General features: G+C 60.6%; 26 protein-coding genes. 14 read left to right on the top strand and 12 right to left on the bottom strand.

All coding sequences use genetic code 11. The annotated features are described in order from the left end of the window. Positions 1 to 43: 43 nt before the first annotated feature. The 4 genes from glmM to MSKU9_RS09095 all read left to right on the top strand — a co-directional run bounded on the left by glmM (position 44) and on the right by MSKU9_RS09095 (position 3,826). Positions 44 to 1,402: a phosphoglucosamine mutase gene (glmM, locus tag MSKU9_RS09110; RefSeq protein ID WP_141261083.1), complete on the top strand. Its 1,359-nt coding sequence runs from the start codon at positions 44 to 46 to the stop codon at positions 1,400 to 1,402. A gap of 3 nt (positions 1,403 to 1,405) precedes the next feature. Continuing rightward, positions 1,406 to 2,209 (top strand): bifunctional hydroxymethylpyrimidine kinase/phosphomethylpyrimidine kinase, encoded by an 804-nt coding sequence (gene thiD / locus MSKU9_RS09105; protein WP_141261081.1) that lies wholly within the window; start codon positions 1,406 to 1,408, stop codon positions 2,207 to 2,209. A 138-nt stretch (positions 2,210 to 2,347) separates the two neighbouring features. Beyond that, complete coding sequence (locus MSKU9_RS09100; RefSeq protein WP_141261079.1) at positions 2,348 to 3,073, top strand: response regulator transcription factor; 726 nt, start codon at positions 2,348 to 2,350, stop codon at positions 3,071 to 3,073. 306 nt (positions 3,074 to 3,379) lie between these two features. Continuing rightward, complete coding sequence (locus MSKU9_RS09095) at positions 3,380 to 3,826, top strand: hypothetical protein (RefSeq protein WP_227000993.1); 447 nt, start codon at positions 3,380 to 3,382, stop codon at positions 3,824 to 3,826. 42 nt (positions 3,827 to 3,868) lie between these two features. On the opposite strand, the gene MSKU9_RS09090 is transcribed toward MSKU9_RS09095, so the two are convergent. From MSKU9_RS09090 to MSKU9_RS09080, 3 genes are all read right to left on the bottom strand, one after another. Further along, the gene (locus MSKU9_RS09090) at positions 3,869 to 4,111 is read right to left on the bottom strand and encodes a hypothetical protein (RefSeq protein WP_193557671.1); all 243 of its coding nucleotides are present in this window, start codon (positions 4,109 to 4,111) and stop codon (positions 3,869 to 3,871) included. Between the two features lie 224 nt (positions 4,112 to 4,335). After that, positions 4,336 to 4,929 carry a hypothetical protein gene (locus tag MSKU9_RS09085; protein WP_141261075.1) on the bottom strand — a complete coding sequence of 198 codons (594 nt, stop codon included), beginning with the start codon at positions 4,927 to 4,929 and terminating at the stop codon, positions 4,336 to 4,338. 127 nt (positions 4,930 to 5,056) lie between these two features. Beyond that, on the bottom strand, positions 5,057 to 5,749 hold the full coding sequence (locus MSKU9_RS09080; protein ID WP_141261073.1) for a YfdX family protein: 693 nt from the start codon (positions 5,747 to 5,749) through the stop codon (positions 5,057 to 5,059). Positions 5,750 to 6,138: 389 nt separating this feature from the next. Here MSKU9_RS09080 and dinB point away from each other — a divergent pair, with 389 nt between their 5' ends. After that, a complete protein-coding gene (gene dinB / locus MSKU9_RS09075; protein WP_370685922.1) occupies positions 6,139 to 7,248 on the top strand; it encodes a DNA polymerase IV in 1,110 nt (369 codons plus the stop codon). 169 nt (positions 7,249 to 7,417) lie between these two features. Next, positions 7,418 to 8,113, top strand: a complete 696-nt coding sequence (locus tag MSKU9_RS09070; RefSeq protein ID WP_141261069.1) for an SDR family NAD(P)-dependent oxidoreductase — start codon at positions 7,418 to 7,420, stop codon at positions 8,111 to 8,113. A 43-nt stretch (positions 8,114 to 8,156) separates the two neighbouring features. On the opposite strand, the gene MSKU9_RS09065 is transcribed toward MSKU9_RS09070, so the two are convergent. The 3 genes from MSKU9_RS09065 to MSKU9_RS09055 all read right to left on the bottom strand — a co-directional run bounded on the left by MSKU9_RS09065 (position 8,157) and on the right by MSKU9_RS09055 (position 11,167). Further along, positions 8,157 to 8,744 (bottom strand): DUF1643 domain-containing protein, encoded by a 588-nt coding sequence (locus MSKU9_RS09065; RefSeq protein ID WP_193557670.1) that lies wholly within the window; start codon positions 8,742 to 8,744, stop codon positions 8,157 to 8,159. A 155-nt stretch (positions 8,745 to 8,899) separates the two neighbouring features. Further along, a complete protein-coding gene (locus tag MSKU9_RS09060) occupies positions 8,900 to 10,186 on the bottom strand; it encodes an NAD(P)/FAD-dependent oxidoreductase (protein WP_141261065.1) in 1,287 nt (428 codons plus the stop codon). 57 nt (positions 10,187 to 10,243) lie between these two features. Beyond that, positions 10,244 to 11,167 (bottom strand): MBL fold metallo-hydrolase, encoded by a 924-nt coding sequence (locus tag MSKU9_RS09055; RefSeq protein WP_141261063.1) that lies wholly within the window; start codon positions 11,165 to 11,167, stop codon positions 10,244 to 10,246. Positions 11,168 to 11,257: 90 nt separating this feature from the next. Between MSKU9_RS09055 and MSKU9_RS09050 the strand changes: the two genes are divergently transcribed. The 5 genes from MSKU9_RS09050 (at position 11,258) to MSKU9_RS09030 (ending at position 16,664) form a co-directional block, all read left to right on the top strand. Further along, positions 11,258 to 11,929 (top strand): peroxiredoxin, encoded by a 672-nt coding sequence (locus tag MSKU9_RS09050; protein WP_141261061.1) that lies wholly within the window; start codon positions 11,258 to 11,260, stop codon positions 11,927 to 11,929. A gap of 6 nt (positions 11,930 to 11,935) precedes the next feature. Beyond that, positions 11,936 to 12,838, top strand: a complete 903-nt coding sequence (purU, locus tag MSKU9_RS09045) for a formyltetrahydrofolate deformylase (protein ID WP_141261059.1) — start codon at positions 11,936 to 11,938, stop codon at positions 12,836 to 12,838. Then, complete coding sequence (gene mntR / locus MSKU9_RS09040; RefSeq protein ID WP_141261057.1) at positions 12,835 to 13,344, top strand: manganese-binding transcriptional regulator MntR; 510 nt, start codon at positions 12,835 to 12,837, stop codon at positions 13,342 to 13,344. Before purU ends, mntR begins: the two co-directional genes overlap by 4 nt. 56 nt (positions 13,345 to 13,400) lie before the next feature. Then, on the top strand, positions 13,401 to 14,741 hold the full coding sequence (locus tag MSKU9_RS09035) for a DUF763 domain-containing protein (RefSeq protein ID WP_141261055.1): 1,341 nt from the start codon (positions 13,401 to 13,403) through the stop codon (positions 14,739 to 14,741). A gap of 93 nt (positions 14,742 to 14,834) precedes the next feature. Further along, a complete protein-coding gene (locus MSKU9_RS09030; RefSeq protein WP_370685921.1) occupies positions 14,835 to 16,664 on the top strand; it encodes an ABC transporter ATP-binding protein in 1,830 nt (609 codons plus the stop codon). A 3-nt stretch (positions 16,665 to 16,667) separates the two neighbouring features. On the opposite strand, the gene MSKU9_RS09025 is transcribed toward MSKU9_RS09030, so the two are convergent. Continuing rightward, on the bottom strand, positions 16,668 to 17,810 hold the full coding sequence (locus tag MSKU9_RS09025; RefSeq protein ID WP_141261053.1) for a retropepsin-like aspartic protease: 1,143 nt from the start codon (positions 17,808 to 17,810) through the stop codon (positions 16,668 to 16,670). Further along, a complete protein-coding gene (locus MSKU9_RS09020; RefSeq protein WP_141261051.1) occupies positions 17,776 to 18,753 on the bottom strand; it encodes an ion channel in 978 nt (325 codons plus the stop codon). The genes MSKU9_RS09025 and MSKU9_RS09020 overlap by 35 nt, the downstream gene beginning before the upstream one ends. Before the next feature lie 161 nt (positions 18,754 to 18,914). Between MSKU9_RS09020 and MSKU9_RS09015 the strand changes: the two genes are divergently transcribed. Continuing rightward, positions 18,915 to 19,817: a 3'-5' exonuclease gene (locus tag MSKU9_RS09015; RefSeq protein WP_141261050.1), complete on the top strand. Its 903-nt coding sequence runs from the start codon at positions 18,915 to 18,917 to the stop codon at positions 19,815 to 19,817. A 48-nt stretch (positions 19,818 to 19,865) separates the two neighbouring features. Here the strand turns inward: MSKU9_RS09015 and MSKU9_RS09010 are convergent, their stop codons facing one another. The 4 genes from MSKU9_RS09010 to MSKU9_RS08995 all read right to left on the bottom strand — a co-directional run bounded on the left by MSKU9_RS09010 (position 19,866) and on the right by MSKU9_RS08995 (position 23,138). Then, entirely contained in the window at positions 19,866 to 20,696 is an 831-nt protein-coding gene (locus tag MSKU9_RS09010) for an IS5 family transposase (protein ID WP_141261198.1), read from the bottom strand. 203 nt (positions 20,697 to 20,899) lie between these two features. Beyond that, positions 20,900 to 21,148 carry a hypothetical protein gene (locus MSKU9_RS09005; RefSeq protein ID WP_227002436.1) on the bottom strand — a complete coding sequence of 83 codons (249 nt, stop codon included), beginning with the start codon at positions 21,146 to 21,148 and terminating at the stop codon, positions 20,900 to 20,902. Between the two features lie 23 nt (positions 21,149 to 21,171). Further along, the gene (locus MSKU9_RS09000) at positions 21,172 to 22,581 is read right to left on the bottom strand and encodes an amidohydrolase family protein (RefSeq protein ID WP_141261046.1); all 1,410 of its coding nucleotides are present in this window, start codon (positions 22,579 to 22,581) and stop codon (positions 21,172 to 21,174) included. Between the two features lie 227 nt (positions 22,582 to 22,808). Continuing rightward, positions 22,809 to 23,138: a hypothetical protein gene (locus MSKU9_RS08995; protein WP_141261196.1), complete on the bottom strand. Its 330-nt coding sequence runs from the start codon at positions 23,136 to 23,138 to the stop codon at positions 22,809 to 22,811. 465 nt (positions 23,139 to 23,603) lie between these two features. Here MSKU9_RS08995 and eat point away from each other — a divergent pair, with 465 nt between their 5' ends. Next, positions 23,604 to 24,998: an ethanolamine permease gene (gene eat, locus MSKU9_RS08990; RefSeq protein ID WP_141261044.1), complete on the top strand. Its 1,395-nt coding sequence runs from the start codon at positions 23,604 to 23,606 to the stop codon at positions 24,996 to 24,998. Between the two features lie 289 nt (positions 24,999 to 25,287). Next, entirely contained in the window at positions 25,288 to 26,391 is a 1,104-nt protein-coding gene (gene qhpR / locus MSKU9_RS08985) for an AraC-like transcriptional regulator QhpR (RefSeq protein ID WP_141261041.1), read from the top strand. Positions 26,392 to 26,406 lie beyond the last annotated feature (15 nt).

The raw sequence follows: 26,406 nt of genomic DNA, 5'->3' as shown, positions 1-26,406 counted from the left end.
GTAGGTCGGTGTACGACCTGAATGCATCCGGAGATCCCCAGTAATGGTAAAAACAAGAAAGCTGTTCGGTACTGATGGAATTCGGGGCACCGCCAACCGTTTTCCCATGACGGTCGAAGTGGCACAGAAGCTGGGACAGGCTGCCGGCCTTCGCTTCATTCAGGGGACGCATCGCCATAGCGTACTGCTGGGCAAGGATACGCGCCTGTCGGGGTACATGATCGAATGTGCGCTGGTGTCGGGTTTCCTGTCGGCGGGCATGGATGTGACGCTGGTGGGACCAATGCCCACACCTGCCATTGCCATGCTGACCCGTTCGCTGCGCGCGGATCTGGGGGTCATGATCTCGGCGTCGCATAACCCGTATGGTGATAACGGCATCAAGCTGTTCGGCCCGGATGGTTTCAAGCTGTCGGATGAGACGGAAGCCGGGATCGAGGCGGCGATGGGTTCCGACCTGACCCACATGCTGGCGGCCCCGGACCAGATCGGTCGCGCATCCCGTCTGAATGACGCGGCGGGACGGTATGTGGAAAACGCCAAATCATCGTTCCCGCGCGGGCTGCGGCTGGACGGACTGCGTATCGTGATCGACTGCGCCAATGGCGCGGCCTACCGTGTGGCACCTACGGCATTGTGGGAACTGGGGGCAGAGGTTGTGCGGATCGGGTGTGACCCCGATGGCATCAACATCAACGAAGGCTGTGGCTCAACCCGGCCCGAAGCCCTGTGTGCCGCCGTGCTGCGGCACCGCGCGGATATCGGCATAGCCCTTGATGGGGATGCCGACCGGGTACTGATTTCCGATGAAAAGGGCCGTCTGATCGATGGTGATCAGATCCTTGCCCTGATTTCCAAGTCATGGGCGCGGCAGGGACGACTGTCCAGCCGGTATATCGTGGCGACCGTCATGTCCAACATGGGGCTGGAGCGTTATCTGGAAACACAGGGGCTGGAACTGGTCCGCACGGCGGTGGGTGACCGTTACGTGGTCGAAAAGATGCGTGAACTCGGCGCTAATATCGGTGGCGAGCAGTCAGGGCACATGGTTCTGTCCGATTTCGCCACGACGGGCGACGGGCTGATCGCCGCCCTGCAGGTACTGGCGGAAGTGGTTGAATCCGGCCGTCCCGCCAGTGCGGTCTGCCGCATGTTCAAACCCTATCCCCAGCTTTTGCAGAATGTCCGCTTTGCCGGAAAAAGCCCGCTGCAGGACCCGCAGGTGCACGAAGCGCGCAAGGCCGCGGAAAAACGCCTGGGGGAACGCGGCCGGCTGCTGCTGCGTGAAAGCGGGACGGAACCGCTGGTGCGCGTGATGGCGGAAGCGGAAGATGAAGTGCTGGTGAAAGAAGTGGTCGAGGATATGTGCGACGCAATCAACGCGATCCAGATGGCGGGCTGATCCATGCGTGGGCGTATCCTTATCATGGCAGGCAGCGATAGCGGGGGCGGAGCCGGTATCCAGGCGGATATCAAGACCGTCACCATGCTGGGTGGTTTCGCCATGACCGCCGTGACGGCGCTGACCGCGCAGAATACCTTGGGTGTGCAGGAAGTGATGCCGGTATCGCCCGCTTTCATAATCGCGCAGATGCGCTGCGTCATGGATGACCTGGGCGTGGATGCGTTCAAGAGCGGCATGCTGGATCGTCCCGAAGCGATCGAAGCCATCGCCAGTGTACTGATGACCTCCGCTGATATTCCCTACGTCCTTGACCCGGTCATGGTGGCGAAGGGGGGGGCGGCGTTATTGCAGGACAGTGCGCTGTCTACCCTGAAATCGCGGCTGTTGCCGCTTGCATCCGTCCTGACCCCCAACCTGCCGGAAGCCGAGGCCCTGCTGGAACGACGGATCGGGAACCGGGCGGAAATGATTGCCGCAGCATACGACCTGCTGGTTCTGGGACCGCGTGCCGTATTGCTCAAGGGTGGGCATATGGAAGGGGATGAACTGGTGGATGTGCTGCTGGAACGTGGCGGCGTAGCGGAAGAATTCGTGACCCGGCGCATCCATACCCGCCATACGCACGGAACCGGTTGTACGCTGGCCAGTGCGATTGCAACCGGCCTGGGGCAGGGCATGCCCCTGCGTGATGCGGTAGTACGGGCACGTGCCTATGTGCAGCAGGCGATTGCCGGGGCTCCCGGTTATGGTGCGGGGGCTGGGCCACTGGACCATACGGCTGGAATGACGATGTGGGGATATTAATATTTAATTAATAAAGCGAATGGTATTAATTCATAATCGTCATAACAGGAGAGTAATATATTATCAACTTTAGGTTGTCCTAAATTTACAATGCACTTATAGGTGGTTTTGTTGTAAAATATCTACTGGATGGTCGATATGCGGATCCTGCTTGTTGAGCCTGTTGCACGAAAAGCCGAAGAGACCACCCGGCATATGGAAAAAGGTGGATTTACAGTCGATCATGTCGATACGGGGCATGATGCGCTGGGCATGCTGAAATCGTACAATTACGATCTTGCTGTTATTGATGTCCGGCTTCCTGATTTGGATGGGTATGAAGTCCTGCGCATCAGCCGGGCCGCACGTGTACCCACCCCGGTGCTGGTCCTGTCGGAAGAACGGACCGCCATGGCCAAGGTGAAGGCATTTTCCATCGGTGCGGATGATTATGTGACACGTCCCTATGAATCCATGGAACTGACCGCACGGATGCAGGCGGTCATCCGGCGATCAAAGGGGTATAGTGAACCAACGCTGCGCGCGGGGGAGCTTGAGCTGAGTCTGGACAGCCGGGAAGTCACGGTCCATGGCCAGAATGTACACCTGACCGGCAAGGAATACATGATCCTGGAGCTGTTGCTGCTGCGCAAGGGCATGGTGCTGACCAAGGATGCCTTCCTTAATCACCTGTATGGCGGCATGGATGAACCGGAAATGAAGATCATTGACGTCTTCATCTGCAAGCTGCGCAAAAAACTGCAGATGGCAGGGGCAGGGCAGCTTATCTCCACCGTATGGGGACAGGGTTACGTCCTGCGTGATGAAGGCAGTCCGCTTGCAGTGCCCCCTGAACAGGCCAAGACGCATGCAGCGGTTTTCTGACCGCGGCATGGCTGTCGCTGGATGACTTTCTGGCACCTCGTGCCTTAAAAAAGTCATGGATAACAGTTGAATCTGGTAGTAATTAAAAAAGGCAGGCCACCGTATGGTGAGCCTGCCTGAGTTTTAAAGTGATGATTCGATATGCGATGCCCCCATCGCCCTGCTGTTATTGCATTGGTGTTCCACCCCCGGACATGAGATAAATCAAAGTCGGTCGGAATAATGCATATGTTTTTTCTGTCACATCTTTATTCCGTTTCGCGCATGGGACAGGATGCGGGAATTAACAGGATGGAAACAGGCAGAATGTCGATGGGACACAGGAAAAGGTTCAGGAACCTATACACTGGCGGCGCATTGCTGGTTGCGGCGGCTGGTGGCCTGACTGCGTGCGAAAGCGTGCATGACCAGATTGTGGACAAGGAAAACAGCCTGGCCGCGGCAGGGTTTGTCGCCCGTCCCGCCAACACGCCGGAACGTCAGGAAATGCTGCAGAAACTTCCCCCCAACCGGTTTCTTCAGAAATCGTTCGGGGATCACATGCTGTATGTCTATTCCGACCCCAAGGTATGTAATTGCCTGTATGTCGGTAACCAGGCGGCCTATGGACGGTACATGTCCTATGTGCAGGCCCAGAACCTGGCGGACCAGCAGCAGATGACCGCCGATATGTACCAGGATGCTTCATGGAACTGGGGCATGTGGGGCTGGGGTGGCGGCTGGGGCGGCCCATGGGGTGGCGGCTGGTGGTAAAGGGTAAGGTACATCCGTGTACCGCACCTGTTCAGTGATATTTCACACTATTTTGGGGCGGTGGTCGGCATAGACCACCATTTGCCACGCTTCGCGTGTACCCAGCCGGTGCGGGTGGGCATGGGCGGGGGGCAGGAGATGCCCCTCGCTTGCGGCAATTTCCACGCCGCAGCCAACACAGCGATAAATGCCGGAATGGGGTGCTACGGTACGAGGGGGATGGATCTTGTCGAATTCAGGATCGGTCCACGTATCAACAAACTGTGCGGACTGGTAAAGGGCCATCCCGTTCTCCATAGTTTCCCATATCGGTTGCCAGGAATTGTCCAGCCTGCCAACAGGGCTGTTAAAACAACCTTTAGCATGCATGTTATGTTATACCACCATCTTCGGTCATCCGCCTTTCCGGTAACTGAATGCAACATTCCGGATGGGCATGTTGCGCAGGTTATGGAACGGTTCGCGACGGTCGGAGTATAAGGCAGTATATTATTTAAATTCGTGTAATACTAATTCCCTGAATGCAGGGTCAGTGACTGGTCAATGGTCTGGGTAACGATTGCGTTCAGGCCGCCATGCGCGGCAGTCCACTGGAATGGATCGGCATCATTGTTGAATGTCGGGTCAAGCTGGTCATTGGTGACCGTGCCATAAACCTGAAAATACATGTCGGGACGGTCCGGGATGGTATCCATTGTCCATGTCCAGTCATCGGACAACAGCGCCATCGCACCAATGTGCGCGCAGGGGTGGGCACGGGACAGGGTCGTTGCCGTTGTGGTCATGAGGGCCGCCTGCGGACGGTGATAATCGCCGTCCCCCCCGATATCTTCCATCTGCAACTGGCGACGGCGCGCTTCTTCGGCTGGTGTGACGTTTCGCCATCCATCCCCGTCCGGGGCGGCGTGGGCACGATCCAGCGGGTCGGATGCAGGCCCGAAGGCATGCCCGGCATAGCTGAACGCTGTGCCCGCAGGTACATGGATCGGGCCACGCGCTGGCGTATCCTGTACAAAGGCGTTTTCCACTGCGTGCTGTTCCAGGCACAGCTCGATTTCGCCACCTGCCCGTGCGGGCCGGGCCGACAGGACCGCGCAGGCCATGCCGACATATGCAGCGGTAAGGCAGGCTGTCCGTAGCCGGTCAGGCAGGCAATGCCGCTTTCCTGACCGGAAAGCGGCATATGACGTAAGCATGCAGTGCATGAAAACGACCGGAAACGACTGCGTATCAGTGGGCAGCGGATTTCTTGCCGCTACCCTGGCCTTCGGGGGAGCCGACCATGTCTTCGGATACGAAGCGGATGCTGTTCTGTGCTTCCTGCAGTGCGCTGTCGGCGCCCTTGGTGTCCTTGCCTGCCAGCAGGTTGGATGCACGGTAGACATCGCCTGCGCTGGCGTCGAGCGGGGCGATGGCCAGGACGAAGTCAACATCCACGGCCGCAACCTGCAGGTTCTGCGCCGCCTGTGCGGTCTGGCCCTTGTTCAGGCTGGTATTGGCGGACGCCACGGCCGAACCCTTGGTGGATGTGGGCTCAAGGTCCTCGGTCACGATATATTCGCCATCAACCGGCAGCCACGCGACAGGCTGGGTGGAAGCCGCGGCGGAGGGCGCAGGCGTGCCGGCCGGGGCCTTCCTGGGCGGGGTCAGCTGGGCTTCCGCCTTCATGAACACCTTGTTGTCGCTCTTGGCGCGGGTCAGGGCATTGTTGGCGTCGGTCAGCAGCTTTGCCGCACCGGCAGGGTCGTTATTGGCCAGTGCGGTACGGGCCATGGCGATGTCGTCAAATGCACGGCTGCCATCCGCCGACAGCTTGGCGAAGTCACGGTTGACGGCACGGCCGTTGGAAGGGACGGCATGGGCAACACCCAGCGCGGTTCCCATCATCAGGGCTGCGGCAGGCAGTAGGGCGAATTTCTTCATGGTTCATACTCCGGTCTCTGTCACCGCATCATCGCGCGGCGCCAGATGTAACAAAAGATGTAGCAACGCAATGCCGCTGCCCTGTCTTCGCATGTCAGGCCTGACCGGGCGCAATCGGTGTAAAATGCGGTATGGTCATGTTTCCGCCATGCGTTAGTATGAAACGGTGTCGTTCCCGTCTGGAACGGACCTGTCTATCAAGGAATGAACCATGTCTGAATGTACAACCAAGTGCCCTTCCAAGTCCCCTTGCCTCAAGGGCATCCTGGTTCTTGGCGCGATCGCCGGTGTCATCGCGTATTTCCTTAAGAAGAAGAAGTGCAACGGCTGATCCGCCGTAATGTCGTGCCGGCCATGCCCCATCGGGGCGTGGCCGCGCGCGGCACGCCATGCCACCGGGCGGATGGCGCGCCGTGACGCAGCAGCCTGCGCACCGCCGTATCATCCATGTAGACATGGATGCATTCTATGCTTCGGTTGAACAGCGCGATGACCCGGCCCTGCGGGGCAGGCCCCTTGCCGTAGGGGGACTGGGCCGCCGTGGGGTGGTTGCCGCAGCCAGTTACGAAGCCCGTCGTTTCGGTGTCCGTTCGGCCATGCCGTCCGTGACCGCGCTACGTAAATGCCCAGACCTGGTGTTCGTGCCACCGCGCTTTGATGTCTATCGTGGCGTCTCGGCACAGGTTCATGACATCTTTTCGCGTTTTACCCCGCTGATCCAGCCGCTTTCCCTTGATGAAGCCTATCTGGATGTCACCCGTCCTTTGCTGCCCTATCCATCCGCCACGGCAATTGCACAGACCATTCGTGACCTGATCCGCGCGGAAACGGGGCTGACCGCATCTGCAGGCGTGTCCTACAATAAATTCCTGGCCAAGCTGGCGTCGGATTATCGCAAACCGGACGGGCAGTTTGTCATAACGCCGCGTATGGGGGGCGATTTTGTGGCGGCCCTGCCGGTGGAAGAATTTCACGGCATCGGCCCGGCCACGGCGGCGCGGATGCATGCGCTGGGCATTCGCACGGGACTGGACCTGCGGCAGCAGCCACTGTCCCGCCTGCTGCGGCATTTTGGCAAGGCGGCAGATTTCTATTATGGCATCGCGCGCGGAATTGACGAACGCCCGGTCGAGGTCAATCGTCCACGCCGTTCGGTGGGAGCCGAAAAAACATTCGAAGCTGATATCCATGACTGGCCCATGGCACGCGATATTGTGGTGGACCTGTCGGCACGTGTCTGGGACCGCTGCACGTCCCGCAGCCTGACGGGCGTTACCGTGACAGTAAAAGTAAAATACAACGATTTCCGCCAGATCGTGCGTGGGCGCACGGCGGAGGAGCCAGTGCATGACGCAACCGATCTTACGGATCGGGCACAGGCATTGCTGGCCCCCTGCTTTCCCCCGCCACGGGGCATAAGGCTACTGGGCATTACCGTATCGGGACTGCGCACCCGCGATACACAGCCTGCGCCCCGGCAACTGGCACTGTTCGGGTAAAGGAAAATGCTACCTTTTTGAAAAAAAGGCGGCATCCATGAACTTTTATCTGTCTAAGGGCATGATGGCGTTCTTTTCGTTACGGCGTGCATATGAATTCGTCAGATCGTTCGTCATGTGAAAGGATGGTACCTGTATCGATAACAAACAGGATGCAGGAAAAGCCTAGATGGTAGAATCCACACGGGTCATTATGGTTTCGGGTGCCGCACGTGGCATGGGAGCCGCCATCGCCCGCAAATTTCATGACGAGGGCTGGTGCGTCAGCCTTGGCATGCGTACCCCCCACATGCCTGCATGGGCGGATGGGGAGCGTGTGCTGGTTTCCAGCTATGATGCCCTTGACGCCACGACCGAAGCGGCATGGGTAGCCGAGACACAGGCCCGTTTCAGACGGATTGACGCTGTCGTGGCCAATGCGGGAATCGGGACATGGAACAGCGTCATCGACATTTCCGAACGTGATATGAACGACATGCTGGAGGTCCATATCAAAAGCCCCCGCAGGCTTGTGGCCGCCGCATGGGACCAGTTGGTGGCCTGTGGACAGGGGCGGGTGATCGTGATTGGTTCACTGTCCAGCAAACGTGTCTATGATGCGGATTCGGGAGCCTATGCCGTGTCCAAATTCGGGTCGCTGGCGCTGGCCCACGCCATCCGGCATGCAGGTTTTGACCATGGCATCCGCGCTACCGTCATCTGCCCGGGATTCGTCAAGACGGACATGGTGGCTGGCATGATGCCGGACCTGAAAATGACCCCGCCGGAGGAAATCGGCCGTATTGCCCATTTCCTTGTCACATCGCCCAACGAGGTCAGCATTTCCGAAGTGCCGGTCAACTGCCGGGCAGAAGAAAGCTTCTGACCCGGCAGCCCGCACAACGTCCGCCGCGTTCCGTCGCAGCCGTTCAGGCAGGCGGATAGGCGGGCAGGGGGGCGGGACGCAGGTCGGCGGGCAGGTATAACGGATGTTCCGGCCGGCCCGAACGGCGGCTCAGGCGCATGGCGCTGACGGTAATGCCGTGCTGCTGCAGCATCCGTACCACTTCCGGCCCCCGCGGCAGCAGGCTTTTGATCTGGGGGGAGCCATAGGCGGCGATTACCAGATCGGCCCGGCGCGCCATTTCCAGCAGGTGACGGTCATTATCGGGGCCAACCGGGTCGGGCACTTCCGTCAGGCGTTTCTGGTCGGTGCAGCGATAGGCGAACGTATTGCCCACCAGCAGCGTGCCGTATCCCCATGCACGTGCATAACGCTGACACTTGGCCACGGTGCGGTCGTCCCCGTCCTCGGTCGCGACCGAAGGGTTCATCATGAGCCACATGACAGCGGGACGGTCCGCATCCCACGTGCGGGTCAGTTCGTAACGATAACATCTGTCCCGGCCGCCATAGACGGCATGGCTGACCACATCATCGGCCAGGCGCAGCGGACGGGAAGACCCCACATGGTGGGTGGCAGACGGCTTGGTATCCATGGCCGTATTCATACGCATGGCCGCGTGAAGGTCCACCCCACGCGGCCATGCATCATCCCATCGGACGGAAAACTGTCTTTCGAAAAGCTTCAGGAAGAATGCCGCCTTTTTAAGAAAGGCGGCATCCAAAAATTTTATTATTTTTTATCAATGATCTGTCTTGAAACGAGTCCTCAGCGCGGCGTGCCGATCTTGTGTGGGGCAACCATGATTTCACGCCCCTTGAGCATGCCATCCCAGTACAGCGCCGGCATGACCCATTCCTTCAGCATCCATGCCAGATGCGTGGGCTTCTGGCCATTGAGCAGCCATGTCGGCAGAGTCGGTTCCAGCTTGCCGCCATAACCGAATTCCGCCAGCACGATCTTGCCGCGTTCGACCGTCAGCGGGCAGGCGCCGTAACCGTTGTAATCGGCGACGGCAGGCTTGTGGTCCAGCGTGGCCAGCACGTTGACTGCAACCACTGGGGCCTGCACGCGCACGGCTGCCGCCGTCTTGGCGTTGGACGTGCCGGCAACATCACCCAGCGCGAAGACGTTTTCGTATTTTGTATGCCGCAGGGTGGCGGGATCAACCGATACCCAGCCGCCTTCACCCGCCAGCGGGCTGTTGCGGATCACATCCGGCGCGCGCTGGGGCGGGACGACATGCAGCATGTCGAATTCCGTCTCGGTCGTGGTCTTGGTTCCGTCTTCGGCCACGTTGGTGAAGGTCGCGACCCGGTTCTTGCCATCCACCTTCGTCAGGTTGGATTTCAGGCGCAGGTCGATGTGGTAGCGCTGGATGTATTCCATAAGGGCCGGCACGAATTCCTTCACCCCGAACAGCCCCGGCGTGGCGGTGTGGAAGGAGACGTTGATATTGTCGGCCAGCCCCCGCTTGCGCCATGCGTCACAGGCCAGGTACATCGCCTTCTGCGGGGCGCCTGCGCATTTGATGGGCATGGGCGGCTGGGTGAATATGGCATTGCCACGGCCCAGCGTCTGCACCAGTTGCCATGTGTAGGGGGCAAGATCGTAACGGTAGTTGGATGTCACACCGTTGCGGCCCAGCGTTTCGTTCAGCCCCTCGATTGCGTCCCAGTCCAGCGTCAGGCCGGTGGCGACAACCAGCACGTTGTAGCGGATGGACGACCCGTTCGACAGGTGGACAAGGTTCGATTCGGGTTCAAACCCGGTCGCCGCCGCCTGCACCCAGTCGGCACCCGCGGGGATCAGCCGCTTTTCCGAACGGCGCGTCTGGGACTGCTTGAATACCCCGCCGCCCACCAGTGTCCAGCCCGGCTGGTAGAAATGCGATCCCGACGGCTCGATGATCGCGACCGTGATACCGCCCCGACGCCTGAGGATGCTGGCAGCCGTGGACAGGCCGGCCGCCCCGCCGCCTACCACGACAACATCATAGGTCAGCCCGTGTGCGGGGCTGGACAGGTTCGGGGCGGCTGCGTCGGTATCTGTCATGAAGGGTCTCCGTAACTCAGAATGAATGATCGGCTGTAATCGGCTGCGGCAGGGATGTCATGAGCCGCTGACCGGAATTTTGATATAACTTACACCATTGTCTTCCGGTTCGGGCAGGTGCCCGCCACGCATGTTGACCTGCACCGAAGGCATGATCAGGTTTGGCAGCGACAGCGTGGCGTCGCGTGCGGTACGCATCGTGACGAATGTATTTTCATCCACGCCGTCATGAACGTGGACATTGTCGCGCCGTTCCGCGCCGATTGTGGTTTCCCACGCATATTCATCGCGTCCCGGCGCCTTGTAGTCATGGCACAGGAAAACACGGGTTTCATCGGGCAGGGAAAGCAGCCGCCGGATGGAATGGTACAGCGTGCGGGCATCGCCACCGGGAAAATCGGCGCGCGCGGTGCCGTAATCGGGCATGAACAGCGTATCACCGATGAAGGCGGCGTCCCCGATCACATAAGCCATGTCCGCGGGCGTGTGGCCAGGCACATGCATGGCGATGACGGGAAGTGAACCCAGCATGAACTGCGTCCCGTCGCTGAACAGGCAGTCGAACTGCGACCCGTCGCGCGCGAAGCGTGTGCCCGCATTGAACATTTTGCCAAAGATGTCCTGCACGCGGATGATGGATTCCCCGATGCCCAGCTTTCCGCCCAGCCGTTCCTGCAGCCACGGCGCTGCGGACAGATGGTCGGCATGGACGTGGGTTTCCAGCAGCCATTCCACCTTCAGCTTTTCCGCCGTCACGTAATCCACGATTTCCTGCGCCATGGCGTGGTCGGTGCGGCCGGATGCGGGGTCGTAGTCCATCACGCTGTCCACAACGGCGCAGGCCATGGTGGCCGGATCATGGACGACATGTGTGGCGGTGAAGGTCGGATCGTCAAAAAACGTCCTGACAACAGGCGTATGGCCTGTGGCGCGGCATGTTGTGATCTGGCTGGCGGCGGCCGCGATGACAGGGTCGGTCATGGAATATTTTCCATACTTTATGAATTACATAATAAATGTATGTTATAAGATGGCTTGCGTCAAGGCGCGACAGATGCAAAAGGGCAGGGTATGAGTAACGAGGGCAGCATTCCCGCAACCGGCGGCGTGATCGAAGCACGCCCGTTGCGTATTGGTGACGTGGCGCCGGACTTTCAGGCCCGCACAACGAAAGGTGAGATACGCCTGTCGGATTTCCGTGGGCGCTGGCTTCTGTTTTTTTCGCACCCGGCGGATTTCACGCCGGTCTGCACCAGCGAATTCATGGCGCTGGCCAAGGCGCAGGACCGTTTCGATGCGCTGGACTGCGCCCTGCTGGGGCTGTCGGTTGACAGCCTGTACGCGCATCTTGCGTGGCTGGAGACGATATACGAACGCTTCGGGGTCGAGATTCCCTTTCCGCTGGTGGAAGATCCCTCCATGGCGGTATGTCGCGCCTATGGCATGCTGGACCAGACCGCGCAGGACAGCGCGACCGTGCGCGCGTGCTACGTGATCGATCCCGATGGCATTGTCCGTGCCGTGATGTGGTATCCCATGTCTGTCGGCCGTTCGGTGGAGGAACTGCTCCGTCTTGTCGAAGCCCTGCGCCGCAGTGCCGGCAACGCCGTCATGACACCCGAGGGCTGGGTGCCGGGTGGTGATGTGGTCAGGCCAGTGCCTACCACGCAGGCCGGTGTGCGCAAGGCTGCGGGTGAATGCTGGTTCTATAACAGCGTGCCCGATACGGGCCGCACCCGCTAGCGCGCCATGTCCGGCAATGGGGAAATGATGCCCGACCACAAGAACCGCGATCGCCGTTCCTATATCCTGACACTGTCATGCCCGAACCGTCCGGGCATTGTCGCCGCGATCAGCCACACACTGTTCGAACTGGGTGGGGATATCGCGGGTGCCCAGCAGTTTGACGAACGCGAAAGCCGTATCTTCTTCATGCGCGTCGTGTTCAGCGTGCCGGCCGATGGCATCGCGCGCGGGGGGCTTGACGTCGCGCTGGCCCGGGTTGCCGCCCGGTTCAGCATGAAATGGTCGCTGCGCGAGAACCCGCGTCCCACCCGCACCGTCATCATGGTCTCGCGCTTTGACCACTGCCTTGTGGACCTGCTGTACCGCTGGCGCATTGGCGAACTGGCCATCGAACCGGTGGCCATCATCGCCAACCACCCCCGGCAGACCTACGCCCATATCGATCTGGACGGCATTGCGTTCCACTACCTGCCGGTCACCGCCGCCACCCGTGGCGAACAGGAAGCCCGCATCGCGGATATCGTGCGCGAGACGGATGCTGAACTGGTGGTGCTGGCGCGGTACATGCAGATCCTGTCCGATGGCATGAGTGAATGGCTTGCCGGGCGCTGCATCAACATCCATCATTCCTTCCTGCCCGGTTTCAAGGGGGCGAAGCCCTATCATCAGGCCTTTGCGCGTGGTGTGAAGCTGATCGGGGCCACGGCCCATTTCGTGACACCCGACCTGGATGAAGGTCCGATTATCGAACAGGATGTCGAACGCATCACCCATGCCGACAGCCCTGATGACCTGATCCGCAAGGGACGTGATATCGAACGCCGGGTGCTGGCCCGCGCCGTGCGCTATTTCACCGAATGCCGGGTCATTCCCAACGGGCACAAGACGATCGTGTTCAACCCATGACGCCAGCGGGACACGGTGGCGGACCACGGCGTGACCGGCACCCGCAGCCCATGCCGGACGCCGACATGCAGTCCGCCGGTTTCCGCCAGGCGCGCCTGGCGCGCAAGACCGCCCTGATCGAGGATTATGTCGAACTGATCGATGACCTGCTCAATGACGGGCAGGAAGCGCGACAGGTGGATATCGCCGCCCGGCTGGGCGTATCACAACCTACGGTGGCCAAGATGCTGGTGCGGCTGGAAGCGGACGGGCTGGTGACGCGCCGCCCGTATCGCGGCATTTTCCTGACCGCGGCCGGGCGTGACATGGCGGCCCTGAGCCGCGCGCGGCATCATACGGTTGAACGCTTCCTGCGCGCGCTGGGCGTAAGTGAAGCCAATGCCCGTATTGATGCCGAGGGCATGGAGCATTATGTGGGCGCTGAAACGCTGGATGCTTTCCGTCACGCACTGGATGCGGGTCTTGCCGCATTCATGAAAACCGCCAGCACGCACCGCCACGACTGACCCCCGCCGGGGGGGGGGGCAGGCCACGGGGGGACGCCCACAGGGGGGGGAACGCCATGACCAGACGCGCGGGTTCTGCCGACCTGCCGCTGCATACCGGCCGCGTGCCTGCATGGCTGGGCCAGCGCATGGCGCGCCTTGGCGCGGTCATGACACAGGCGATCATCCATCATTACGGGCGTGATGAATTCCTGCGCCGCCTTGCCCATCCTTTCTGGTTCCAGTCCTTTGGCGCGGTCATGGGCATGGACTGGCATTCATCGGGCATGACCACCAGCGTGATCGGTGCGCTCAAGCGCGGGCTGGCCCCGTTGCAGGACGAACTGGGCCTGTATGTGTGTGGCGGTCGGGGCCGACATTCGCGCCGCACGCCTGATGAGCTGCTGGAAGTGGGGCAGGCGACCGGCCTTGATGCAACCCCGCTGGTGGCGACCAGCCGTATGGTGGCGAAAGTGGACAGCGCCGCCGTGCAGGATGGGTTCGATCTGTACCTGCATGGATTCATGGTGGCGGCGGATGGGCGGTGGTGTGTGGTCCAGCAGGGCATGCATGCGGGCCAGCGCATGGCGCGGCGCTATCACTGGCTGTCCGAAGGGCTGGATGATTTTGTTGAAGCCCCGCACGCGGCCATTGATGGCCAGGTCACGAAGTCTGCGATCATGAACCTGACCGACCGGCGTGCCGATGCCTCGCGCCGGGGACAGGTGGACCTGCTGCACAACATGGGGCCGGACAGGCTGACACGCGAACTCATGCGTATCGAGGGGCGTCTACCCCCACCAGTGCCCGCGCAGGGGGAACTGCCGCACCTGTCCATGCCCGGCCACCATGATGTCCAGCCACAGGATGTGAACATGCGTCGCCTGCATGGCGCGCTGGCTGCGGCGGCGGAAGCGGGGCCGCGTGATTTCGCGGGCCTGCTGCGCGTGCCCGGTGTGGGCGCGCGGACCGTGCGCGCGCTGGCGCTGGTGGCGGAGGTCGTGCATGGCGCGCCGTGCCGTTTTTCCGATCCGGCGCGGTTTTCACTGGCCCATGGCGGCAAGGACCGCCATCCCTATCCCGTGCCGGTGGCGGTATATGACCGTACGCTGTCGGTCATGAAGGCGGCGGTGACGGCGGCGAAGCTGGGGCGTGAGGAACGGCTGGACGCCATCCGCAGGCTGGATGCGGCAGCACGCCGTCTGGAACGGGACGCGACCGGCCCCACCTTTTCCGCCATCATGGCAGAGGAATACAACCGTTCACACGAATATGGCGGCCGGTCGGTGTTTGGATATGAACCACCGCCGCCTCGACGGGTTTCAGAAGAAGGGGAGCGAAACCGGGTCATGCGCCATGATGGCCAGCCACAGGACCAGCAGGGACACGATCGTGATACGTCCCGCCAGTCGGGATAGGGGTGCGTCTGTCATGCAGCCATGATACCGGGCCGAATACGGCAGAAATACGGGTCATTCCGTTCGTCACGCCTGGAGGGCAGCATCACATCCATGACCGTCATTGATCCCCGTTTGCCCCATCCGGCAAACCCCGATCCCGCGCCCGATATGGCGGGGGTGGTCGACCTGCAGCGTTACCGGCATCATCCGCTTGCCTTCATTTTCCATTACGTGCGCCTGCATGCGCGCTGGCATGTCATCATAGTCAGCGCGATTGCGGTGGCGGTTGCGTGCAACGTGGGCATGTCCGCCATCATCCGCCATCTGGTCGATGGCATGACGCAGGGCGGGCGGGGGATGGGGGCGGTATGGGTATCCATCATCCTGTTCTGCGGTACCATCATCTGTGACAACGCGGCATGGCGTGTCGCGGGGTGGATGGCGTCGGGTGTGTTCGTGCGCGTGGGTGGTGATGTGCGCCAGGACCTGTTCCGATATCTGACCGGCCACGCCGCGACCTATTTCGCGGAGCGGCTGTCCGGTGCGCTGGCGGCACGTGTATCGGCAGCCGCGGCTGCGGTGGTGGCGCTGGAAAACATGGCGGCATGGAACCTGCTGCCTTCGGTGCTGAACCTTGTGCTGGCCATCGTCACCCTTGGCACGGTCAGCCCGTGGATGGCGCTGGTTCTGGTGGGCATGACCCTGCTGCTGGGCCTTGGCATATACCGGCTGGCAGGGCGGGGGCAGTTCCTGCACCTGTCCTATGCCGCCGAGGCGGCGGAGGTGGACGGCGAAATGCTGGATGTAATGCAGAACCTGCCGCTGGTGCGTGCGTATGGCATGATCGGTTCCGAACATGGCCGCATGCGCAGGCGCATTCAGGTGGAAACGGGCATGCACAGCCGGTCGCTGCGGTACATGGAACAGCTGCGCATGATCCATTCCACCGTCACCGCCTTCATGACCACGGGGCTTCTGGTATGGACGGTGCTGCTGTGGCGCATGCACCAGGCCACGACGGGTGATGTGGTGATGGTGACGACGCTGGGGTTCCTGATCCTGAACTGCACGCGCGACCTTGCTTTTTCAATGGTCGAGGCCATGAAGCATGTCACCCGCCTGTCCGAAACGCTGGGTCACCTGCTGGTGCCGCATGAACATAGCGGTGTCGTGGAGTCCATGACCCTGCCTTCCGCCGCATGTCGGGGGCATGTGCGGCTGCGTGATGTCACCTTTGCCTATCCCGGCAGTCCGCCCGTCCTGTCGCATTTCGATCTGGATATTCCCGCAGGCAGCCGTGTCGGGCTGGTGGGGGTATCGGGATCAGGCAAAAGTACGGTCCTCGCCCTGTTGCAGCGCCAGCGTTTCGTGCAGGCGGGGGCGGTGGAAATGGATGGCATCAACATTCTGGAACTGGATGAGGCCAGCCTGCGCGCCACCATGGCGGTCGTGCCGCAGGATGTGTACCTGCTGCGCCGCTCGGTAGGGGAAAATATCCGCTATGGCCGCCCCGACGCCACCGATGCCGAAGTCCGCGCGGCGGCGGAGGCCGCGGGATGTAGCGGTTTTATAGCCGCCATGCCGCGTGGGTTCGATACCGTGGTGGGGGAGCGTGGCGTGATGCTGTCGGGTGGGCAGCGCCAGCGCATCGCCATTGCGCGTGCCTTTCTGCGCAATGCGCCGGTGCTGATCCTGGATGAGGCCACCAGCGCGCTGGATGGTGAAAGCGAGCGCCATGTCCATGCTGCCCTTGAGCGGCTGATGGTCGGGCGCACCGTGATCGCGGTGGCGCACCGCCTGTCCACGTTGCGGGGGTTTGACCGCATCGTGGTGATGGAGAAAGGACGCATCGCCCAGCAGGGCAGCATGGCGGAACTCGAACGCGTGCCCGGTCCCTATCGTGACAGGCTGCTGCCCATGGGCGGCGACCTGCCGGCATAGGGATCAGTGCGCGGCAGGCTGGGCAGCGGGGCTGTCCGTTGGCGCCAGCAGGGTGCTGCTGCCCGCAGGTGGCGGCGGGGGGGTATCGACCATGCGGGCGATGGCGGTGCGCGTGCTCAGCACGCCATGTGTCGCCTGCCCCCGGTCATCGGGCATGTCCTGCTGCGGGGTCATGAAGATCATGTCCTGTGGAAAGGCCATGAGGACCTGCCTGCGGCGCAGGAAATTCATGCCAAGGACGCTGTAGGTGGTCTTTTCCACGTTCACGTCCAGACCAAGGTTCTGCCATGTCCCCAGCGTGACATTATCGAAATGATGCCGCCGTCCGTTCAGGATCTTGCCTGCATTGGTGCGCACATGCATATCCGCATGCAGCATGGCACTGGTCAGGCCCAGCGCGCGTGCATCCCTGCGTGAAAGGGAGGAGATGTCGGCCCCCGGTTCGATTTCCATCCGGACGGTGCGCTCCCCCACCCGCAGGGCCACCCCGGTCATCCGCCCGGTGGAATCGGGCAGAAGCGGCAGCGCCGTGCTGTCCGCCCCCAGCCAGTCACGCATTGGCGGGCACGCCTTGCCCTTACGCGGCAGGAACAGGACCATGCGCCGGGCCGGAAAATCGAACAGCACGTCATAATTACCCAGCACATCATACCCGATGATTCCCAGCACCGGCCGGGTGTTGATATGCGGCAGGCCGATCCCCTCCAGCAGGGCGGGTACGTTTTCCGCCATGCCGTTGTTTATGCGCAGGGTGTTCAGGGTGGTGGCGTAAGTGGTGTCCTCGCCTGCGATGGTCTTGATGTTGACGATGGATTCCACGGGGAAATCATGTGTCGTGGCGGCGTACACGCCCACCCTGTCCTGTGTCACGCTGATATAGGACAGCCCGTCCGTCGCGTTGAACGTGACGGGAATGATGGGGCTGCCGCTATTGGTCAGCAGCGGGGCCGTGATGACATGGGCAATGCAGGCGGCAGGCAGGCCATACAGCAGTTCCGGCGCGGCTTCGGGCGGTGGCGGGGGATGGTGAATGGGACGGGCATGGGTGGACCCCGCGCAGCTCATGATACCCATGGCGCACAGGCCCGCGCGCAGGATGCGCGGAGACATGTCAGTCAGGCTGGTCAGCCAGGTATTCCGCCACATCGGCAGTTGCGTCCTGTGGGGATTCGGTCTGGTCGAAACGGGTGTAGTCAACGGTGATCCGTCCATCCGGCCCGGCGTTTATGATATCCACGAAGCGATGGTTATAGAGCATACGGTCAAATCCGTAAGCCGAGCGAGCAAATACTGTCTGGCCGGATGCTTCGTCCGTGCCGGTCAGGCTGACGATGATTTCCGCTTCCTGTGCCGACAGGTCGGCTTCCGTCATGCCATATAGCGGGCTGTCTTCATCAATGACATGTGTGGGCGTGCAGGCAAAGCGCAGCACCGGCACATGGGCCTGCTGCAGGGGCAGGGGATCAAACTGTCGCACCACCCGGCCCGCGGGCGTGCGGATCAGGCGGGCCAGAGCGAATTCCACATCCACCGACAGGATCGGGCTGCGCCTGCAGTTGGCAATGCGGATATCAAGGTGAAGCTGGTTGTTTTCGCGTAGTATGAGCGCCTTGTCACTGAACATGACCCGGGCGCGGGGGCGGGAAAAACGGGCGAAGATCAGCCCGGTCGCCAGGGCGTTTATCATCATGCCGCCCAGTACCTCCACCGTGGCGATCAGGTTGGCGGTACGGCTGATGGGGATCATGCCACCATAGCCCACGGTGGACAGGGTCTGCACGCTGAAAAAGAAGAAATCGGCAAAGCTGTGCGGATGCGTGCCGCTGATCCCGTCACTGTCCGCCATGTACAGCAGGGCGAACAGCAGGTTGATGCCGACATAAACCAGCAGGGAGCCATAGAAGAACGTGCTCCACGGTGCGGTCAGGGCATGGTGATAGAAATCGGACCAGATGCGGTCAACCTGCCCCACGCGTATGATCGTATCATGCCCGTTATCTTCCAGACGGTGGGTATTCGCAGCCCCTGATGGCGGGGGCGTGGGTCTGGTGGGCCGGGCTGTGCGGTCTGGCGCGGCATGCTGGGCCATGACGTATCCTGTGTGCGCATGTCGTATTGCATCAGGATCAGGCCGACCTGACAAGTTTTGTAATATTCCATGTCGCGCTACAGGACAACGTCCGTTCTGCTGGACGGAACGGGCATGCAGTCTACATATCCATGCAGACATGCCTGCACAGGAGACCTGCGATGACAGACGACCCAGCCCCCGAACAGATGGAACACATGGCCAGGACGCTGGAGGGTACGGGTCGTTACCGTGTCCTGCGCCCGCTGGCGCCACGCGTGCTGGACCATTATCCGGCGGGGGCGGGCACGCGGCTTGGCATGTTCCTTGATCTTGAGACAACCGGGCTGAGTGCCGCCCAGGACGAAATCATCGAATTCGGGATCGTGCCCTTCGTCTATACGCTGGACGGTCGGATACTGGGATCGCTGGAGCCCTTCAGTCGCCTGCGTGAACCGTCCTGTCCCATTCCGGCCCAGATTACCGAACTGACCGGCATTACCCCGGCCATGGTGGCGGGACAGTCCGTCACCCCGGAAGAGGTGGAGCGTTTTGTCGCGCCTGCATCATTAATTATCGCTCATAATGCAAATTTCGACCGCAAGTTTGCAGAACGCTTCACGCCTGCCTTCACTACCAAGCCGTGGGCATGTTCCATGCGCGATGTCGATTGGGCGGCGGAAGGGTATGAAGGGCGCAAGCTGTCCTATCTGGGCATGCAGGCGGGCTTCTGGTTCGATGGCCATCGGGCGGTGGATGACTGTCAGGCGGGGATTGCGATTCTGGATCGTGACCTGCCGGTATCGGGGCGTCCGGCGCTGGGGGTGCTGCTGGAAAATGCGCGGCAGATCCGTTGCCGGATCTGGGCTGAAAACGCGCCTTATGAATACAAGGATATGCTACGCCAGCGTGGTTACCGCTGGAATGATGGAACCGATGGCAACCCGCGTGCATGGTCCATCTCGCTGCCTGAAGAGCAGGTGGCGGCAGAACTGGCATTCCTGTCGGCCGAGGTCTATGCGCGCCCCGTTGAACTGCCCGTAACCCGCATCACGCCGTGGGACCGTTTTTCCACGCGGTGCTGACGGCACGACCACAGGGTATATCGGGTGGAATGATCCTCAGAGCCTGAATCAGAAAGCGGTTTGATTGATTTTTCGCAGAACCCTGCGGATATGGGCAATCATCAACCACGCATGGGATGACGAGATTGTTGCCTCGACATCCTTCGTGAGGCGGCGGCAGCGTCCGAGCCATGCAAAGCTGCGCTCCACGATCCAGCGTTTCGGCAGGACGACGAAGCCTTCGTCTCGATTGCTACGCCTGACGATTTCGATCGTCCATCGGCCGCGTTCAGCCAGCGCACCACGCAACTTCTCGCCAGCATACCCGCCGTCACCGATCAGATGGCGAAGCCAGGGGAATAATGAGCGTATTCTGGTTGCTACCAGCGGCGCACCATCACGATCCTGAACGTCGGCGGGATGCACGACAGCCGCCACGACATGGCCCGGCGTGTCGGTCGCGATATGCCGCTTGCGTCCCTTGATCTTCTTGCCCGCGTCATAACCTCGTGGATCGCCGTTTTCAGTAGTTTTAACCGACTGGCTGTCGATAATGCCCACTGAAGGCGTGGCGTCTCGCCCGTCCTGCTCACGTGACAGGATCACGAGAATATGGTTCATCGCTTCCCATCGTCCCTCGCGGATCCAACGGTAGAAATAGCCCTGTACGGTCGTGAAGGCGGGAAAGTGCCGGGGCAACTGCCGCCATTGGCAGCCGGTCGTGACGATATGGAGGATCGCCTCCATGACCCGGCGCAAATCCGTACGTCGTGGTCTCCCCGGTCGTTTCCTCTCGGGCATCAGCGGCGCAATCTGCGCCCACTCCGCATCGCGCAGGTCGCTTGCATACTCCAGATCGTCCCTTTGATACTGCGCGCGGGTGATTTCAGTCCAGGCCATCCTGATCTCATCAGGTTCTCGCAAACCCATGAATCATAACCTGCTGAAATCACTCAACTCATTTTCGGTCAGACACTCAGATTATAAATAATAAAAGTTTTTTGTGAATATTTTTTTAAATATTACAAGATAATTTCATTTAAAAAATGAAGCGATTAAAAACTTTTATTATTTTTTATCAGTATATTTATTTTGAATATTTCTTAGGGAACGCCCATAAACTCATCGCCCAGATAATTGGGCGGCCCGCCATTCAGGCCTTCCGCCTCGAAGCCATCATCATACGGCCCGGAATAGAACCCCATGCCGTAATTATGTTCGTTCCAGTCATTGTTGGCGATCATCGGCCCATCAGGTCCCGATAACTGCGGGCCGGTCGGCCCGGCGCAGGCGGCAAGGGCTGCTGCCATCCCGATCAGGGGAAGCAGTCTGCAAAAGGGATTGCGTGTCATTTTTCCGGTCATGTCGGCTTTCTTTACTCGGGCCGGGATACCGGCCTGTCCTGTCCCGCCAGCGGGCCGGGTACCTGACGCCCACGGTGCCAGACCTGCTGGATACGATCCAGCGCCGTCGGGTCCTGTGCCGGATTGCCTGAGACCACCAGCAGGTCCGCCAGTTGTCCCGCCGCGATGGTGCCCCGGTCCGTAAGCTGCATGAGGTGGGCGGCATCCCCCGTCGCCAGCGTAATGGCCTGCAGCGGGGTCAGCCCGGCCATGATCGACAGCCGGAATTCCCGATGTTCGGCAAAACCGGGAATGCGGGTTGGCGTTGCCCCCGAATCCGTACCGAACCCGATGGAGATGCCCGCACGGTAAAGGGTCAGCAGATTGCGCATGTTCATCGCCAGCGCCTTGTGTGCTGCTGCGGTCAGAGGGGCTGCCAGAACCTTTTCCCGCCATGTCGGATCCGCGAACTGCTGGCGCAACGCAGGCGACAGCCCGAATGACAGGAAGGGATCATCCAGCCATTCGGGATGCTCGGCAAAGATATAGTTGGCTTCATCAAGGTCCAGCGTCGCGATATAGCCCGTGCCCTGCTGTGTCATGGCGTGGATCAGGGTGGCGTCAACCGGTTTGTCGCGCACGCCGTGGGCAAGGATGTCCACGCCCGCGGCCACCAGCGCGCGGGCATCGGACAGGTCATGGATATGGGCGGCCACGCGCTTGCCGCGCAGATGGGCCTGCGTAATGGCGGCGCGGTATATCTCGGGCTGCATTTTGGGCAGGCCACGTGCGCCGGGCACGCCGTTGCGGAAATCATCGACCCACAGCTTGATCAGGTCCGTACCTTCATCCGCCATTTTATTGACTGCGGCGCGGGCTTCATCGGGCGTGGTGGGACGGAAAACCTGATCCGCGCCAAGGTGGAACATGTTCTGCGGTGGCACACCATCGGGTGCGCCAATGCCCTGATCCACGCCAAACAGGTCGGCGCCGGGGTTAAGGCCCGCATGCTGCTCGCGCCGCAGGTCGTCAAACAGGGGTGAGCGGTTCAGTCCCAGCGCAACAATGGTCAGCACTCCGTAACGTTCATACTGCGACAGTTCGGACAGGATGTTGGCGCGGGTATAATTGACTTCCCCATTCTGCGTGCCGCTGACCTGTCCCACATGGCTGTGGTCGGAAATCAGTCCGGGCAGCACGGTCTGGCCCGACAGGTCAATGGTCCGTGCATGTGCTGCTGACGGCAGGTTGTGACCGGTTGCCGCAATATGCCCGCCGCGGATCAGGATATCCGTATCCGCCTGCGGCGCGCTGCCCGTGCCATCAATAACGGTGGCATGGCGCAGCAGCACCGGCCGGTCGGGCCGGGCATGGGCCATGCCGTGGGCCAGCAGAAGCCCCGTCATGAAGGTCAGCAGGGCAGGGCGACGGTAACGGAACATGGCGGGATCTCCATCCGGCGGGACGGCGCAGTGTGGAACGCGTGCAAACGCGCGTCCATTCACATCTGGGCGGGCCGGGCGACTGCTTGCTAACCCTGCTTGTGGAACATCCTGCAAATTGTGAAAAAACCCTTGGAAAACGCTGCCTTTTTTCAAAAAAAGGCCGTAACTGAAAACTTTCATTATTTATCAATAAGTTGTTTTCAGTCAGCTTTTTCAGGTGAAACCTAGCGCGGCAGGCGTGTCGCCCCGCCTTCGATCAGATCGGTAAATGCGTCGGCCACGTCACCGCTTTCAGGAAAGCAGACAAGGACGTCATCGCTTTCCGATTTGGCTTCGCGGGCAGGCGTGATCACGCTGTCCCAATCGCCCGACAGTGAGGTCACGGTGCCGATTGCCGGTTCCACAAACTGCCATGACCCGCCCTTGACCGTTGATCCCATGACGGTTGTTAGCAGGAATATGCAGGCCTGCGGCGGCAGGGGCGAGGGTGTGCGCCGGAACTGGTAGATCGTGCCGGATTTTCCAAATAGCGTGAAAGAAGTCCACGGTTCCATAAGCCTGTTCCCTCCTTGGGTGGTGGTCGCACTATGCCATATCTCATCACGCCGGTGGGATAGGGGCGCGTCGTCCATCAGCCATGCGGGCCACGTTGTGTCGGGCTCTCTGTCGATGGCGCAATGGATGCCTGATATCCCCGGCAAATAAGGGGGTATCCCGTAATTGATGATGCAATGCCTGCCATGACCCTGCCGACAGGCGACCGGAATTTTTGATCATTCATGGGATGTTTCATGGGGCGGCGGCCTGAAACAGGATTTTCACCATTAGAATGGGATGATGCGGTCCTTAAGGTTGAAGTAAGACGTTTTTCCAGGTCAAGAAAATGTTTCAAGGGGTCAAGAATGTTGCCGGTGGAGCGGTCTATCGTGGTGATGGAAGCCAGTCCGGGCTTCGTGTTAAGCGGGGGCATTCATCATGCGTGTTGCCTGTACAGGCCATCCTAAGATCTGTTGTGGACAATGACCCGACCTTCCGTGACTGCTGCCGCCCCGCTGACTCCGCCGCATGATGCAGATGGCCCCGCGCCCGCGCTCCAGCGCCGGTTCGGGGTCTTTCATCTATGGGGCATTGCCGTAGGTCTGGTGATTTCGGGGGAATATTTCGGGTGGAGTTACGGGTGGGCCACGGCGGGCACGCTGGGTTTCCTTGTCACCACGTTCATGGTTGCGCTCATGTATGCGGCGTTGATTTTTTCCTATACCGAACTGACCACTTCCATACCGAAGGCAGGCGGTCCGTTTGCGTATGTTCTGGCGGCTTATGGTCCCGTACCGGCATTCCTTACGGGCTTTGCGTCGATCATGGAATTTGTCTTTGCGCCCCCCGCCATCGCGCTGGCGATCGGGGCCTATCTGCATGTGCAGTATCCCGATGTCAGCGCATCGACAGCCGCGACTGGCGCCTATGTAGTGTTCATGGCGCTGAATATATTCGGTGTGAATATTGCGGCCACATTTGAACTGGTCATTACCATAGCGGCCATTGCCGAGCTTCTTGTGTTCATGATTGTGGTGATGCCCGGTTTTTCGTGGGCGAATTTCGTCCATGATGGCTGGGCCGGGTCCGATACGTTCAGCCTGCATGCCGTTGGCGGCATTCTGGCGGCGGTTCCCTTCGCCATATGGTTTTTCCTTGCGATTGAAGGGGTGGCCATGACAGCGGAAGAAGCGCACACCCCGCACCGGACCATTCCGGTGGCCTACATCGCCGGGATCATGACCCTGATGGTTCTGGCGTTTGGCATCATGATCCTTGCAGGCGGCGTGGGTGACTGGAAGACCCTGGCCAGCCTGAACGACCCGCTGCCACAGGCCATGCTGAGCGTGGTCGGCCCCCGCAGCGGTTATGTGCATATGCTGGTGTGGCTTGGGCTGTTCGGTCTTGTGGCGTCTTTCCATGGGATCATCATGGGGTATTCGCGCCAGATCTATGCCATGGCGCGTGAAGGCTACCTGCCTGTGGTGCTGGGGCGTCTGCATCCCCGGTTCGGGACGCCGTGGGCCGCAACGCTGGCTGGCGGGATCGTGGGGATGCTGGCCATCTATGGTGACCGGTATATTACCATCGGTGGCCAGCCGCTGACCGCCAATATCGTGACCATATCGGTATTCGGTGCGCTGACCATGTACCTGTTTGCCATGGCCAGCCTGTTCCGGCTGCGGCATAGGCAGCCGGAACGGGTGCGGCCATGGTCCGTGCCGGGTTATCCTGTGGTGCCCGTGTTTGCCTTTGTCGCGGCGTCCTGTGCACTGGTAGGCATGGCAGCCAGTCATCTGGCCATTTTTGGCATCTACGTCGTGTTCATGGTCATGGGGCTTACGGTTTATCTGATCAGCCGCAGGGCTGAAGCCTGAGGGGGGGGCTGACCGGCAGGTGCTGTCCGGTCGCGTGTATCTGGTTTTTCGGTGCGCGCTTGTGTCAATACTAAGTGTCTTGTTCCTTAATATTAAGGAATTCACCATCGCGCAGCTTTTGCGACGGGAATTGAAGTATAGTAAAATGACTTCCGTCCAGATCGTCATTGCTGGCATGGGGGGCACTGACGACATGCCCTACATAATTCTGGCATCATGGCGTTTAGGCTTGTTCCAGATCGTCAAAACATGAAAACTGGCAGTCGCTTCAGGATGTGGGGAAGGGACGATGCTGTCTGGCGATATACCTGGCCCGGCAGATGGCGCGATCAGGCAGCCGCACGTGCTTGCCGCCGCTGCTACAGGGGCATACCAGTTCATTCGTGAACAGGGCTGCGATCCTGATCGCGTGGCCCTGTCTGCCGGGCTGCGGCTTGATCCGGGCCTGTCGCAGACGGCCTTGCTCGACCTTGCCGGATACTGCCTTCTGTTTGAGGAAACCACCCGGCAGAGCGGGCATGCAGGGGTGGGCCTGTCATATGGCCGGCATTTTACCCCGGACATGCTGGGCCTGATCGGTTTTATCGCCATGGCGTCCCCCACGTTGGGCAATGCGGTGGAAAATGTGGCTGAACTGTTTCCGTATCATCAGGGCGGTACCATTACCCGCCTTGTCTATCAGGATGATGGATGCGCGCGGCTGGAATACCGGATCATGACGGGTGGCATCATCGGGCGTGAGCAGGATGCGGAACTGACCATGGGTATGTTCTGTAACATATTCCGCCATGTGCTGGGGCAATACTGGGTGCCACGGGCCATCTGGCTGGAACATCGCCGCATTGCCGCGCCGGGCGAATACGATAATGCCTTTGGCGCGCCGGTGCATTTTGGCATGGGCGTCAATGCGGTCGTGTTTGACAGGGCGGAAATGGGCTGCGCCATGCCGCAGGGAAATGTGCGGCTGCTTGATGTGCTGCGGTGTAGCCTGACAGCACTGTCATCTGCCGACATGCGCCAGCAGGCGCCGCCCGCCATGGATCCGCTGCTGTTGCGTATCCGCACCGAAATCCGGTATTCCATGGGCAATGGCGTGCCAGCCCTGTCGCAGATGGCGGAAACGCTGCGCATGCCGCGCTGGACCCTGCAGCGTCGTCTGGATGCAATGGGCATCACATTTTCCGCCCTGGTGGAACGGACCCGGCAGGAAATGGCCCGCGAATACCTTGCCCGTCCCATGATGCCTGTTGGCGAAATCGCGTTACTGCTGGGATATTCGGAAATCAGCGCTTTCAGTCGCGCATTCCGCAAATGGACCGGGGTATCGCCACGCCTGTACCGCGCGGCGCGGCAGTCAGGTCAAGTCTTTGTGCCTGTCGGTCAAGATATCTGAAAACAGACGTTTATA

The sequence above is a fragment of the Komagataeibacter diospyri genome, assembly GCF_006538165.1.
Taxonomy (GTDB): Bacteria; Pseudomonadota; Alphaproteobacteria; order Acetobacterales; family Acetobacteraceae; genus Komagataeibacter; species Komagataeibacter diospyri.
The sequence above is the reverse complement of the archived record's forward strand: the minus strand, read 5'-3'. Positions and strand labels throughout refer to the sequence as shown.